The sequence below is a fragment of the Cellulomonas sp. Marseille-Q8402 genome, from assembly GCF_965119525.1.
In genome coordinates, this window is the sequence record NZ_CBCPLX010000001.1 from 1,117,117 (window position 1) to 1,131,110 (window position 13,994).

At 74.5% G+C, this 13,994-nt stretch carries 12 protein-coding genes; 6 read left to right on the top strand and 6 right to left on the bottom strand.

What is annotated here, in order from left to right; translation table 11 throughout:
* The first annotated feature begins 2 nt into the window (after positions 1-2).
* The 5 genes from ACWPWW_RS05085 (at position 3) to mtnN (ending at position 4,842) form a co-directional block, all read left to right on the top strand.
* Positions 3-1,430, top strand: a complete 1,428-nt coding sequence (locus ACWPWW_RS05085; RefSeq protein WP_454049250.1) for an MFS transporter — start codon at positions 3-5, stop codon at positions 1,428-1,430.
* The gene (locus tag ACWPWW_RS05090) at positions 1,427-2,398 is read left to right on the top strand and encodes an alpha/beta hydrolase (RefSeq protein ID WP_454049251.1); all 972 of its coding nucleotides are present in this window, start codon (positions 1,427-1,429) and stop codon (positions 2,396-2,398) included. Before ACWPWW_RS05085 ends, ACWPWW_RS05090 begins: the two co-directional genes overlap by 4 nt.
* A gap of 158 nt (positions 2,399-2,556) precedes the next feature.
* Entirely contained in the window at positions 2,557-3,522 is a 966-nt protein-coding gene (locus ACWPWW_RS05095) for a DNA-3-methyladenine glycosylase family protein (protein ID WP_454049252.1), read from the top strand.
* 106 nt (positions 3,523-3,628) lie between these two features.
* Positions 3,629-4,081, top strand: a complete 453-nt coding sequence (locus ACWPWW_RS05100) for an S-ribosylhomocysteine lyase (protein WP_454050403.1) — start codon at positions 3,629-3,631, stop codon at positions 4,079-4,081.
* A 14-nt stretch (positions 4,082-4,095) separates the two neighbouring features.
* Positions 4,096-4,842, top strand: a complete 747-nt coding sequence (gene mtnN / locus ACWPWW_RS05105; protein WP_454049253.1) for a 5'-methylthioadenosine/S-adenosylhomocysteine nucleosidase — start codon at positions 4,096-4,098, stop codon at positions 4,840-4,842.
* 24 nt (positions 4,843-4,866) lie between these two features.
* On the opposite strand, the gene ACWPWW_RS05110 is transcribed toward mtnN, so the two are convergent.
* The 5 genes from ACWPWW_RS05110 to ACWPWW_RS05130 all read right to left on the bottom strand — a co-directional run bounded on the left by ACWPWW_RS05110 (position 4,867) and on the right by ACWPWW_RS05130 (position 11,733).
* Positions 4,867-6,510, bottom strand: a complete 1,644-nt coding sequence (locus ACWPWW_RS05110; RefSeq protein WP_454049254.1) for a diguanylate cyclase domain-containing protein — start codon at positions 6,508-6,510, stop codon at positions 4,867-4,869.
* A 126-nt stretch (positions 6,511-6,636) separates the two neighbouring features.
* The gene (locus ACWPWW_RS05115; RefSeq protein ID WP_454049255.1) at positions 6,637-8,403 is read right to left on the bottom strand and encodes a glycoside hydrolase family 35 protein; all 1,767 of its coding nucleotides are present in this window, start codon (positions 8,401-8,403) and stop codon (positions 6,637-6,639) included.
* Between the two features lie 88 nt (positions 8,404-8,491).
* Positions 8,492-9,805, bottom strand: a complete 1,314-nt coding sequence (locus ACWPWW_RS05120) for an ABC transporter substrate-binding protein (protein ID WP_454049256.1) — start codon at positions 9,803-9,805, stop codon at positions 8,492-8,494.
* A 58-nt stretch (positions 9,806-9,863) separates the two neighbouring features.
* Positions 9,864-10,799 (bottom strand): carbohydrate ABC transporter permease, encoded by a 936-nt coding sequence (locus ACWPWW_RS05125; RefSeq protein ID WP_454049257.1) that lies wholly within the window; start codon positions 10,797-10,799, stop codon positions 9,864-9,866.
* Positions 10,800-10,803: 4 nt separating this feature from the next.
* Positions 10,804-11,733 carry a carbohydrate ABC transporter permease gene (locus ACWPWW_RS05130; RefSeq protein ID WP_454049258.1) on the bottom strand — a complete coding sequence of 310 codons (930 nt, stop codon included), beginning with the start codon at positions 11,731-11,733 and terminating at the stop codon, positions 10,804-10,806.
* Positions 11,734-12,004: 271 nt separating this feature from the next.
* Between ACWPWW_RS05130 and ACWPWW_RS05135 the strand changes: the two genes are divergently transcribed.
* The gene (locus tag ACWPWW_RS05135) at positions 12,005-13,039 is read left to right on the top strand and encodes a LacI family DNA-binding transcriptional regulator (RefSeq protein WP_454049259.1); all 1,035 of its coding nucleotides are present in this window, start codon (positions 12,005-12,007) and stop codon (positions 13,037-13,039) included.
* A gap of 9 nt (positions 13,040-13,048) precedes the next feature.
* On the opposite strand, the gene ACWPWW_RS05140 is transcribed toward ACWPWW_RS05135, so the two are convergent.
* Positions 13,049-13,981, bottom strand: a complete 933-nt coding sequence (locus ACWPWW_RS05140) for a universal stress protein (protein WP_454049260.1) — start codon at positions 13,979-13,981, stop codon at positions 13,049-13,051.
* Positions 13,982-13,994: the final 13 nt, after the last annotated feature.

Below are 13,994 nucleotides of genomic sequence, written 5' to 3' on the forward strand. Positions count from 1 at the left end.
CCGTGACCGCCGACGCCGCCCCGCCACCCGCCGCCGCTGCGCCCGACGCGCCCGACGCGTCCGCGGGTGCCCGCCCGGACGGTCGCACGACGCGCGGGCGGTGGCCCGTCGCGGCATGGGCGCTGTGGGACTGGGGCTCTGCCGCGTTCAACGCCGTCATCACGACGTTCGTCTTCACGCGCTGGCTCACGTCGGACGCCTTCGTCGACCCCGCCCTGGTCGCGGCCGGCGGCGACCCGCTCGAGGCCGCGCTCGCCCGGCACTCGACGTGGCTCGGCTGGGGTCTGACCGCCGCCGGCGTGCTCATCGCCGTGCTCGCGCCGATGACCGGCACGCGCGCCGACGGGTCCGGCCGGCGCCGGCGCGGCCTCGCCGTGCAGACCGCCGCCACGGTCGCGCTGTGCCTGGCGATGGTCCTGGTGCGGCCCGACCCGGACTCGCTGACCGCCAACCTGCTGCTCGGCATCGCGCTGCTGGCGGCTGGCAACCTGACGTTCGAGCTCGCGTCGGTGCACTACAACGCGATGCTCCCGCGGGTGTCGGCACCGGCGACCCTGGGCCGGATCAGCGGGATCGGCTGGGGTGCCGGCTACGTGGGCGGCATCGTGCTGCTGCTGGTCCTGTTCGTGGGGTTCATCAACCCCGAGGTGGGCTGGTTCGGCGTCACCGGCGAGGACGGCCTCAACATCCGCGTGGCCGTCCTGGTGTCGGCGCTGTGGTTCGGCGCGTTCGCGATCCCGGTGCTGCTCGCGGTCCCGGACGCTCCCGACGCCGGCACGGCCGCACGGCGCCGCCCCGGGGTCGTCGAGTCGTACCGGCGGATCGTCACCGACGTGCGCGCGCTGTGGCGGACCGACCGCAGCACCGTGCTGTTCCTGCTCTCGAGCGCGGTGTACCGGGACGGCCTCGCGGGCGTGTTCACGTTCGGCGCGGTCATCGCGTCGGGCACGTTCGGGTTCTCCGCCAGCGAGGTGGTCGTGTTCGCCATCGCGGCCAACGTCGTCGCGGGCGTCGCCACCGTGCTCGCCGGCCTGCTGGACGACCGTGTCGGCCCGCGGGCGCTGATCATCGGGTCGCTCGCCGGCCTGGTGGTCGCCGGCGTGGCGACGTTCGTGCTGGCGGGCGCCGGCACGTCGGCGTTCTGGGTGTGCGGGCTGCTGCTGTGCGTGTTCGTCGGACCGGCGCAGTCGGCGAGCCGGTCGCTGCTGACCCGCATCGCACCGCCGGGTCGGGAGAGCCAGATCTTCGGCCTCTACGCGACGACCGGCCGCGCCGCGAGCTTCCTCGCGCCGCTGGCGTTCTCCACGTTCGTCGCGGTCTCGGGGTCGCAGCGGTGGGGCATCCTGGGTCTCGTGCTGGTCATCGCCCTGGGTCTCGCGGCGCTGCTGCCGCTGCGCCTGCCCGCGGCCGCCGCGCGGGGGCGGGCGTGACGCCGGTCCTGTGGCAGCCCGACCCGCTCGGGCCCGGCTGGGAGCAGGCGACGCTCGCGCTGTCCGGCACCGACCCGGACCTGGTCGCGACCGTCGTCCGCCGGACGCCGGGCGCCGCGCCGACGGGCGGGCCCGCGGTCCTGCACGTGCACGGCTTCAACGACTACTTCTTCCAGACGCACCTCGCCGCGGCCTTCGAGGCCGCCGGGTCCACCTTCTACGCGCTCGACCTGCGCCGGTGCGGCCGGTCCTGGCGGGAGGGCCAGGTGCCGCACTACGTCGACGACCTCGCCGAGTACCGCGCCGAGCTCGGGCTCGCGGCGCGCCTGATCCGCGAGGACCTCGGCCACGACCGCCTCGTCGTGCACGGGCACTCCACCGGCGGACTGACCGCTGCACTGTGGGCCAACAGCCCGGCGGGGCGGGCCGCCGTCGACGCGCTGGTGCTGAACAGCCCGTGGTTCGACCTGGGCGCCCGGTGGTTCCACCGGGTCGTGTCCACGTGGGTGCTGGACAACCTGGGGCAGGTGGACCGGATGCGGGTGCTGGCCGACGGGCCGTCGGCGTACTCGTGGCACCTGCACGTCGCGAACGGCGGCCGGTGGGACTACGACCGCCGGCTCAAGCCCGCCGAGGGGTTCCCGGTGCGGGCGGGCTGGCTGCGGGCGGTGCGCCGCGGGCAGGCCCGGCTCGCGCGCGGGCTGACCATCGAGGCGCCGGTGCTGGTGTGCACCGCCGCGGAGTCCGGCCCGAACTCCCGCAGCAACCCGCTGCTCGACGCGCAGGACACCGTGCTGGACGTGGCGCAGATCTGGTCGCGCGCGCCGCGCCTGGGCGACGACGTCACGCTGATGGCCGTGCCGGGCGGGATCCACGACCTCGCGCTGTCCGCCGACGCCCCGCGCGCCGAGTACCTGGACGGCGTCGTCGACTGGCTGGCGCAGGTCGCCGAGCACCGCGCCGCCTGATCGCGCCCGGCGCCGCCGCGGCGCCTGTTCCCGCCGAGGTCGTCACACGTGGTCGAGGTCGTCCCGCAGGACTGACGACCTCGACCGCAGATGACGACCTCGCCGGACGCGCGGGGCGCGCGGGGCGGGGTGTGGGCGGGGTCCGGCATGCTGGAGGGGTGCACGACCCGTCCCTCCCCGCCGGCTCCGGCAGCGCCGCACCGCTCACCAGCACCTACGTGCCGGACGGCCCGCTGGACGTCCGGCTGACCCTGCGGATGGTCCGGCGCGGCGGGCTCGACCCGGCCGTCCGCCTCGAGGTCGACGGCACCGCCTGGCTCGCGCTGCGCACCCCGGACGGCCCGGCGACCCTGCACCTGCGGCCCGGCGCGGCCGGCGTCGCGGCCACCGCGTGGGGACCGGGGGCCGCACGCGCGCTCGCCGGGGTGCCCGACCTGCTCGGCGCGCGGGACGACCCGCGCACCTTCGACCCGGCCGGGCACCTCGGCCTGGCGGCGGCGCACCGGCGCCTGCGCGGGCTGCGGGTGCCGCGCACCGCCGACGTGCTGGGCGCCCTGGTGCCCGCGGTGCTGGAGCAGCGCGTCGTCACGGCGGACGCCCACCACGCGTGGCGCTGGCTGCTGCGGCGCCACGGGTCCGTCCCGCCGGGGCCCGCACCCGCCGGGATGCGGGTGCCGCCGGACGCGGTCGGGTGGCGGCAGGTCCCCGTGTGGGACTGGCGCCGGGCGGGGGTCGACGACCAGCGGTCGAGCACCATCCTGCGCGCCGCGGCCGTCGCCGGCCGGCTGCAGGAGGTGCTCGCGGTCGCCCCGGACGCTCCCGGCGCCGACGCCGAGGTCCGCCGGCGCCTGCTGACCGTCCCGGGGATCGGGGTGTGGACGGTCGCGGAGACCACCCGGCGCGCGCTCGGGGACGCCGACGCGGTGTCGGTCGGCGACCTGCACCTGCCGCGCCTGGTCGGTGCGGGCATCGCCGGCCGGAGGGTCGAGCAGGAGGAGGTCCTGGAGGTGCTGGCCCCGTGGGCGCCGCACCGCGGACGGGTCGTGCGGCTGCTCGAGCTCTCCGACCGCGGCCGTGCCCCGCGCACCCGGCCGCTCCCCCGCCGCGCCGTGCGTCCCGCCTGACACCTCCGTCCACGGCGCGACCGCCGGAATACCCGGCGCCACGTCGTCGCTGCACAATGGTCCGGTACGTCCGACCCACCCGAGGAGAGCCGTGAACCAGCCCCGCATGAACGTCGAGTCGTTCAACCTCGACCACCGGACGGTCGCCGCGCCGTACATCCGGCTGGCGGACAAGAAGGTCCTGCCGGCGGGCGACGTCATCAGCAAGTTCGACGTCCGGTTCACCCAGCCGAACAAGGCGCACCTCGAGATGCCGGTCGTGCACTCCCTGGAGCACATGTTCGCCGAGCACTCCCGCAACCACAGCGACCGGGTCATCGACTTCTCCCCGATGGGGTGCCAGACCGGCTTCTACCTGATCCTGCAGGGCGAGTGGGCCGAGGAGGACGTCGCGTCCCTGGTGCAGGAGACGCTCGAGGACATCACCACGGCGACCGAGGTCCCCGCCGCCAACGAGGTGCAGTGCGGGTGGGGCGCCAACCACACCCTCGAGGGCGCGCAGGGTGCGGCGCGGGAGTTCCTCGCGCAGCGCGCCGGCTGGAGCCAGGTGACGGCGTGACGGCGGCGTCCGGGATGACCGGGACGAGCGGTCTGGCCGGCGTCGACGTCGTCGTCCAGGTCGCGATGCCCGACGAGGCCGCGCCGTTCCTGGAGCGCGCCGACGCCGTGGGCGAGCCGAGCACGGTCGGCGGTGCGGAGCACCACGTGCTGACCGTCGGCGGCCGCGAGGTGCTGCTGGTCCGCGGCGGCATCGGGCTGGCCAACGCCGCCTCCGCCGCGTCCGCGGCGCTGGTGCTGGTGGCGGCGGCCCGCGGCGGCGCCGCCCCGGCCGCCCTGGTGAGCGCGGGCAGCGCCGGCGGCGTCCAGGCGGGGGTGCACGTCGGTGACGTCGTGGTCGGCACCGAGCACGTCTACACGAACGCCGACGCGCGCGCCTTCGGCTACGCGCTGGGTCAGGTCCCGGGCATGCCCGCGACCTACGCCGGCGACGCCGGCCTGCGCGGTGCGGCGCTCGGTGCCGACGCCGGCGACCTCACGGTCCGCGCCGGCCTGATGCTGTCGTCCGACGCGTTCGTGGACGCGAACCTGGTCGGCCCGGTCCGCGAGCAGTTCCCGGGCGGGCTGTCCACGGACATGGAGACGACCGCGCTCGCGCAGGTCGCGCACGTGTACGGCGTGCCGTTCCTGGCGGTCCGGGGCATCTCCGACCTGTGCGGCCCCGCCGGCGCGGACGACTTCCGCACGCACGTGGACGACGCGGCGGACCGGTCCGCCGCCGTGGTGCTCGGCATGCTCGCCCGGGTCGGGGCGCCCGCCTGAGCGACGCGACCGCCGCGCCCGGGCTCAGGCCCCGGCGCGGCGGTCGTCGGTCCGGCGCTCGCCCTGCGCGCGCCGGTCGCCCGCCGAGCGGCGGTCCCCGCCCTGCCGCCGGTCCGCGCCCTGCCGCCGGTCCCCGCCCGAGCGGCGCTCCTCGCCCGACCGGCGGTCGGACCGGCCGCGCCGGTCGCCGCCGAGCTTGGCCCGGTACATCACCTGGTCGGCGTCGTGCAGCAGCAGCTCCGTCGTGTGGAACCGGTCCGCGACGGCCGCGCCCACGCTCGCGCGGACCCGTGCGGTCTCGCCGGCCGCGTCCACGGTGACCTCGCCCATCGCCGACGCGGCCGCGATCGCCTTGCGCACGGCCGCCGGGGTCCCGGTGACCAGCAGGGCGAACTCGTCGCCGCCGAGGCGCGCCACCGCGCTGCCGGGCGGCACCAGCGCGCGCAGCCGCTCGCCGACCGCCACCAGCACCCGGTCGCCGACGGCGTGGCCGAAGCTGTCGTTGACCGCCTTGAAGTCGTCCAGGTCGACGTAGAGCACCGCGACGCTGCGCCGCGCGCCGAGCCGGCCGCCGGCCAGGGCCTCGTCCACCAGCCGGTGGAAGTGCGCGCGGTTGACCAGCCCGGTGAGCGCGTCGTGGTCCACCATGTGCGCGAGCCGCTCCTCGAGCGTCTTCTCCTGCGTCACGTCCAGCAGGACGCCGTGCAGCCGCGGGCTGCCGTCGCGGTCCCGGCGCAGCACGGCGTCGTCCCGCACCCACACGTCGTGCCCGTCGCGGTGCCGCAGCCGGTAGGTGATCGAGGGCAGCATCTCCCCGTCCGCGACCCCGGCGCGCAGCGCCTCCTCGTGTGTCCGCACCGGACGGTCCGCCGGGTGGATGGTGCGCGCCCACGCGCCCGGGTCCGCCAGCCACTCCTGCGCGGGGTACCCGAGCATCCACTCGAGCCGCGGGCTCACGTACTCGAAGCGGCCGCCCGGTCCGGGCTCGGCGATGTAGACCACGGCCGGCACGTGCTCGACCAGCAGGCGGTAGTGCAGCTCGGCGGCACGCAGCTCGTCGGCCAGCCGCTTGCGCTCGGTGATGTCCTGGGTCATCCCGATCGCGTAGTCGGGCCGCCCGTCGGCGTCGCGGACCAGCGAGACGGTGAGCTCGACCCACAGCGTGGTGCCGTCCTTGCGGACGAACCGCTTCTCCATCGCGAAGCCGTCGTCGGCGCCGCCCGTCCCGTCGACCATGGCGCGGAACAGCCGGTCGTTCTCGGCGACGTCCTCGGGCGCCGTGTACTGCCAGAACGGCATGGTCGCGAACTCCTCGGTGGAGTACCCGAGCAGCCGCCGCAGCGTGTCGTTGGTCAGCGGCGTGCGGCCGTCCAGCTGCACCAGTCCGATGCCGATCGGCGCGGCCTCGATCAGGCTCTGCAGCTGCCGGATCCGCTGCGCCTGGCGCGCGACCACCGCGGCGTTGTCCTCGGTCGTCCCCTCGCGCCGGCGCCGCCGGGGCAGGCCGGGCGTGCGCCCCGCGCCCTCGGCGGCCGAGGCCGGCGCGCGCGGCGTGACGCCGTCCAGCGGGAAGCCGCCGTCACGCGTCAGCGCCGCGAGCGCGCCGCTGAGCAGCCGGGCGCCTTCCGCGGCGTCCTGCCACCCGTCCTGCGGCCCTGCGCCGTCCACGTGCTGACCCTGCCTCGCTCGACCCACGGCCCGGCCGGCAGACCGGGCACCTGCTCGTGTCATCGGCGTCCCTGCAGGTCATCTGAGGGCCCGAGCGGGTGGACCGACGTCGCGAGCGGGTGAGTCTCAGACCTCCGAGGACCCCAGGTCGGGACCGGCGACGAACGCCACGCGCGCCTCGGCGGCCCCGTGCAGCTCGAGCACCACGATCTCGTTCCCCTCGGCGCGCAGCAGCGGCCCGGGGACGTACATCGTGCCGGTCGGGCCGGCGCTCCAGTAGCGCCCGAGCAGGAAGCCGTTGACCCAGACCAGGCCCTTGCCGAAGCCGTCGGTGCGCAGGAAGTGGTCCGCGCCGGCGACCGTGTCGAACGCGCCGCGCAGGAACGCCGGCCCCGCGACGGGGGCGTCCACCGGAGCGGCGGGCGCGTCGGCGAGCAGCTCTGCCAGGGCGGGCTCCACCTCGTCCAGCCGCAGGGCGACCGTCTCCCAGGCGGTGAGCTCCCGGTCCGCGGTGCGGGCGGGCCCGATCAGGCCCTTGGGCTCGCCGATCCGAGGCCCGTAGTTGACCCGGCCCTGGTCCTCGACGAGCAGCGTCAGCTCTCCCGCGCGGGCGGGCAGGGTGATCGTCCGGGTGTGCTCGGTGCGGCTCAGCACGCCCACCGGCTCGCCGTCCAGGGCGACGACCGCCCGGTCGCGCACCTCGGTGAACGTGACTGCGCGGTCGGCCGCCGTGACCTGCGTGCGGTAGAGCGTGAACCCGGACCAGTGCCCGAGCTCGTCGGTGGTCGGCAGGTGGTCCCAGGACCGGGCCTCGCCGAGCGCCGGCAGCGCGTCGGCGAACGGCAGGCGCCGGTCGAGGTCGACGGTCAGCTCCGGCGCCGGGGCCGGGTCCGCCGGGACCTCGTCGGGGACGGGGGCGTACCGGGCGATGACCTCGCGCATCGCGTGCCACTTGGGCGTGACCGCCCCGTGCTCCGCCAGCGGCGCGTCGTAGTCGTAGGACGTCGTGATCGGCAGGTACGTGCCCTTGTCGTTCGCGCCGTTGGTGAAGCCGAAGTTGGTGCCGCCGTGGAACATGTAGAGGTTCACGGAGCCGCCGGCCGCGAGCAGGTCGTCGAGGTCCTGGGCGTTCGCCTCGGAGGCGGCGACGTGGTGGTGCAGGCCCCAGGAGTCGAACCAGCCGTTCCAGAACTCCATGCACATCAGCGGCCCGGTGGGCTGGTGGCGGCGCAGCAGCGCCAGGCGCTCCGTCGACCGGGACCCGAAGGTCGCGGTGCGGTGCAGCTCGGGGATGCTGCCGCGGGTCTGCATGGTGTCGTCGGCCTGGTCGCAGCTGAGCAGCGGCACGTCGATGCCGCGGGCGCGGACCAGGGCGATGAGGGCGCGGAGGTACTCGTGGTCGTCGCCGTACGCGCCGTACTCGTTCTCCACCTGCACGGCGATGACGCTGCCGCCACGGGTGACCTGGCGCTCCGCGACGAGCGGGAGCAGCTGGTCGTAGTACTGCTCGATGGCCGCGAGGTAGCGCGGCTCGTGCCGGCGCACGCCGACGTCGGGGTCGGCCAGCAGCCAGCCGGGCAGGCCGCCGCCGTCCCACTCGGCGCAGATGTAGGGGCCGGGGCGCACGATCGCGTGCATGCCCTCGGCGGCGACCAGGTCGAGGAACCGGCCCAGGTCGCGGCGGCCGTCCAGGTCGAACCGGCCGCGCTCCGGGGCGTGGAAGTTCCACGCCACGTAGGTCTCGATGGTGTTGAGCCCCATGAGCCGGGCCTTGCGGATGCGGTCCGCCCACTGCTCGGGGTGCACCCGGAAGTAGTGCAGCGCGCCGGAGATCACCTGGTGCGGGCGGCCGTCGAGCAGGAAGTCGCGCTCGCCGATCTCGAACGTGGGCATGGCTGGGTGGTCCCCCGGGGTCTCGTGGTTCGGGACGGGCCGGCGGCGGGGTGCTCCCCCGCCGCCGGCCCTGGTGGTGCGGCGGGGCTCAGTTGGTGGTGAAGCCCTGCTCGTCGCCGTAGCTGATGGACTGCTCCTGCCAGGCCTCCAGGCCCTCGGTCAGCGTGGTGCCGCCGACGTACGCCTGACCGACCGTGTCGTTGAAGATGCTGTTCGCGTAGACCTGGAACGGCAGGTACTGCCAGCCCTCGACGACGTCGGCCGCGGACTGCGCCAGGACCTCGTTGATCTTCTGGCCGCCGAAGTACTCCGACTCCTTGTTGAGGAACTCGTCGGACTCGAGGTCGGCGGTGGTGGCCGGGAAGCCACCGGCGTCGATGCGGATCTGCGTGCCGTCACCGTTCGACAGGTAGCTGAGGAAGTCGTACGCGAGCTCCTTGTTGGGGCTGGCGGACGTGATCGACATCGCGCTGCCGCCGTTCTCGGACGACGCGGTCTGGCCGGCCTCCCACTGCGGCATCGGGGCGACGCGCCACTGGCCGGCGGCCTGCGTCACGCTCGCCTCGAGGTTGCCCGGCATCCAGGCGCCGATGGTCAGCGAGGCGAGGGTGCCGTTGCCGAGGCCCTGGTACCACTCGTCGCTCCAGGACGACGTCGGCGCGAGCAGGTCCTCGTCGATGAGCTGCTGCCACATCTCGGCGAACGCGGTCGAGCCCTCGTCGGTGAAGTCGACCGTCACGTCGGTGCCGTCGACCTGGTACGGCTGGCCGCCGGCCTGCCAGATCATCGACGTCGCGAAGCCCGCGTCGCCGGTGTCGTTGGTGATGTAGACGTTCGGGTCGGCGGCGTGCAGGGCACGCGCGGCCTCGAGGTACTCGTCCCAGGTGGTCGGGACCTGCACGCCGTACTTCTCGAACACGGTGGTGTTGTAGAACAGCGCCATCGGGCCCGAGTCCATGGGGAGGCCGTAGACGCCCTCGCCCTGCTGGACGGCGTTCCACGGGCCGGGGCTGTAGGTGCCGTCCAGGTCGGCGGCGCCGAACTCGGACAGGTCGGCCAGCGACTCGCCGATCGCGAACTGCGGGATCGCGTAGTACTCGATCTGCGCGAGGTCCGGCACGCCGGAGCCGGCGGCGACCGCGTTCTGCAGGGCGGTGTACTCGTCGGTGTTGGTGCCCGCGTTGACGACGTCGATCGTGACGTCCGGGTTCTCCTCCATGTACGCGTCCGCGATGGGCTCGACGGTGTTGTCCCAGGCCCAGACGGTCAGCGAGCCGCCGTCGGCCGCGGCGTCGCCGGAGCCCGAGCCGGAGTCGCCGCCGGAGGAGCAGGCCGTGAGGCCCAGGGCGAGCACGCCGGCGGTGGCGATGCCGCGCCAGAGGGTGCGGGAGTTGGTGGACATGCGGGGTCCTCTCACTTCGTCGTCAGATGGGATCGAGATCGGGGGTGCGGGCGCGCGCTCACTCCTTGACGGAGCCGGCGGCCAGTCCGGACTGCCAGAACCGCTGCAGCAGCAGGAACGCGACGATCAGCGGGATGATCGTGAGCAGCGCGCCGGTCAGCACGAGGTTGAAGATCGCCTGCCCGCCCGCGGTTGCGGCCTGCGCGTTCCACGCGTTGAGGCCGAGGGTCAGCGGGTACCAGTCGGGGTTCTTCAGCATGATCAGGGGCAGGAAGTAGTTGTTCCAGGTCGCGACCATCGTGAACAGCAGGACGGTGACGATGCCGGGGGCCAGCAGCGGCAGGCAGATCTGCGCGAACGTGCGCGCCTCGCTGGCGCCGTCCATCCGGGCGGCCTCCATGAGCTCCGTGGGGATCGCCTCGGCGGCGAACGTCCACATGAGGTAGAGCCCGAACGGCGAGATCAGCGACGGGATGATCACCGACCACGGGGTGTTGGTCAGGCCCATCTGGCTGAACATGAGGAACGTCGGGACGGCGAGCGCGGTTCCGGGGACCGCCACGGCGCCGATGACGGTCGCGAACACCGCCCGCTTGCCGGGGAACGCGAACTTGGCGAGGCCGTAGCCGCCGAGCACCGCCAGCAGCGTGGCGCCGCCGGCGCCGACCACCACGTACAGCAGCGTGTTGCCGAGCCAGCGGACGAAGATGCCGTCGTCGTAGGCCAGCGTGTCGCGGATGTTCGAGAACAGGGCGAAGTCGCCGCTGAACCACAGGCCGAACGAGTCGAACAGGTCCTGCTGCGTCTTGCTCGCGTTGATCAGGAGCCACGCCAGCGGGATCAGGCTGTACAGGCCGACGACCGCGGTGAGCACGGTCAGCAGGACGCTGCGGCGCGGCTTGTCGGAGCTGTAGGCCTTGCGGGACCGCAGGCGCGGGGCGCTCGTCGCGGGGCGTGCGGGCGCGCTCGCGGTCGGGGCGGTGGTGGTGGTCATCGCGTCACGCCTCCTTGCGCATGCCGCGCAGCTGGACCACGTAGGCGATGACCATGGTGATGAGGCCCATGATGATCGCGATGGTCGCCGAGTAGTTGTACTGCTGGCCGGAGAAGGACAGCGAGTAGGCGTACAGGTTCGGGGTGAAGTACGTGGTGATCGCGTTCGGCGCGAGGCTCTGCAGGATGCTCGGCTCGTTGAACAGCTGGAAGCTGCCGATGATCGAGAAGATCGTCGCGATGACCAGCCCGCCGCGGATCGCGGGGATCTTGATCGCGCGGATCACCTGCCACTGGCTCGCGCCGTCCAGCTCCGCCGCCTCGTAGAGCGAGGTCGGGATGGTGCGCAGCGAGGAGTAGAAGATCAGCATGTTGTAGCCGACGAAGCTCCAGGTCACGATGTTGCCGATCGACAGCAGGACCAGGTCCGGCGACAGCGGGTTGGGCAGCGAGATCCCGAAGGTGTCGTTGATGTTGCCGACCAGGCCGAACCGCGTGCCGTACATGAAGCCCCACATCAGCGCGGCGACGACCGCGGGGACCGCGTACGGCAGGAAGATCGAGATCCGGAAGAAGCTCGTGCCGTACAGCCGGCCGCTGTCGACGGCGAGCGCCACGAGCAGCGCGATGCCGAGCATGACCGGCACCTGGACCACGAGGAACGCGCCGACGCGGCCGACCGACTCCCAGAACTGCGGGTCGGAGAACGCGCGCTGGTAGTTGTCGAACCCGACGAACGAGTTGCCGCCCACCAGCTGCTTGCGGAACAGGCTCAGGTAGATCGAGTAGGCGATCGGGGCCAGGAACACCAGGGCGAACACGGCCATGAACGGGCCGACGAACCCCCAGCCGGTCCACCTGCCGCGCCGCGGGCGCTTGGCGGCGGCGACCCGGGGGGTCGCGACCACGGGCGCGGGGACGTTCTGCGTCGTCACAGCGAGCCACTCCTTCGGGGGTCGGGCGCCTGTCGATGTTCACGTCAACATCGAGCGGCGCGGGCGCCACGTTGCCACGCGGTCGGGATCGTGTCAAACCTGCGCCGCATGGCTGCGGAGTGCCGATGGCGACGTCACCATCTGCAGGATCACGCGCTCGACCGCTGAGGGTGCGCCGCGCGGCCCGTGAACGCGGCCCATGGGGTTCACCCCGCCCAGGAGCGTTCCCGAGCCGCGGATGGTGACGTCACCATCGCGCTACGATCACCGCATGACCGACACCGCACCGGCGCCCGGCCGCAGTCGCCCGGGCCCCTCCATCGCGGACGTCGCCGTGCTCGCCGGGGTGTCGTCCCAGACGGTGTCCCGGGTGTCGACCGGCGCCGACAACGTCCGGCCCGAGACCCGCGAGCGCGTGCTGGCGGCGATGGACCGGCTCGGCTACTCCCCCAACCACGCCGCGCGGGCGCTGCGGTACGGCAGCTTCGGCACCATCGGCCTCATCGCGCACCGCCTGGCCCGCACCGGCGAGTCCCGCACCGTCGAGGCCGTGGTCGAGGCCGCGCGCGCCGAGGGCTACACCGTCAGCCTGATCGACGTGCAGACCCCCTCCTCGGACGACATGGCCGAGGCGGCGCAGCGCCTGTCGCACCAGTCGATCGACGGGCTGGTGATCATCCGCGCGGAGACGGCGACCCCGGCCAGCCTGGCGCTGCCGCCGCGGATGCCGGTCGTGGTCTCCGACTCCCGGTTCGTCGGGCACCACCCTGCGGTCGGCGCCGACCAGGTCACCGGCACGCACCTGGCCGTGCAGCACCTGCTGGACCTGGGGCACCGCACCGTGCACCACCTCGCCGGGCCCGCGGACTCGGCGCCCGCCGAGATCCGCGTCGACACCTGGCGCGAGCACCTGGTCGGCTCGGGCCGGCCCGTGCCCGCCGTGCTGCACGGCGACTGGTCCGCGCGCTCCGGCTACGAGCAGGGCCGCCGGCTCGCGGACGCCCCTGACGTGACCGCGGTGCTCTGCGCGAACGACGAGATGGCCGCCGGGCTCGTCCGGGCGCTGCACGAGCACGGTCGCCGGGTCCCGGAGGACATCTCCGTCGTGGGGTTCGACGGCATCCCGCTCGCCGAGTTCCTCTGGCCGCCGCTGACCACCGTCCAGCAGGACTTCCACCAGATCGGCGACCGCCTGGTCGACCTGCTGCTCCGGCAGATCCGCGGCCGCGAGACGCTCACCGACACGCGGATCGTCGTGCCGACGCGGCTCGTGGTCCGGGCGAGCACGGCGGCGCCCCGGGCCTGAGGCGACGCCCTACACCGGGGCGGTCTCCCGCTCGGGTCGCGCGCCGTCCCCGGCTGGCACCGCGTCCGCGCCCCGGGTCACCAGCACCGGGCACTCGGCGTGCTGCACCACCGCGCGGCTGGTCGACCCGAGCACCAGGCTCGCGAACCCGCCGCGGCCGCGGGTGCCGACCACCACGAGGCTCGCGTGGTGCGAGCGCCGCACCAGCACGTGGGCCGCACGCCCCTCCGCGACGTCGCAGGACAGGGTCACGTCCTGCTGCGCCGCGGACCAGCTGCGCGCCCGCTCGGCGACCCGCTCCGCCTCCTCCAGCGCGACCTCCCCCGGCGAGCGCACCGGGTAGGACGTCGCCCAGTAGCGCGGGCTCGTGGTCTCACCGGTGGACGTCCAGGCGGTGACGGCGACGACCTCCGTGCCGAGCCGCCGGGCCTGCTCGCACGCCGCCTCGAGCGACCGGAACGCGCCGGGCGACCCGTCGAACCCCGCCAGCACCGGACCCCGTCCGGCACCGGCGTGCGACCCCTCGGGCACGACCACCACCGGGCACCGGGCGCGGTGCAGCACGCCCGTGGTCACCGACCCCAGCAGCGTCGCCCGCGCCGACCCCGCGCCCCGGCGCCCGAGGACGACCAGCCGCGCGTCCTCGGCGCGCTCCGCGAGCACGCGCGCGGGCGGGCCGTACGCGACCACGGCCCGCACCCCGACGCCGGGCGCCGCCTCCGTGGCCACGCCGCCGCCCTCGGCGGCCACGTCGTGCACCTGGGCCTGCACCTGGCGTCCGAGCCAGGTGTCCCCGGCACCGCCGCCCTCGCGCCCGGCGAACCCCCAGGCGTGCACCACGTCCAGCGCCCAGCCGCGGCCCGCGGCCTGCGTCGCGGCCCACCGGACCGCTGCCGCTGACTCCGGCGACGTGTCGTAGCCGACGACCACCCTGTCGTCCATGTCCCTGCACCCC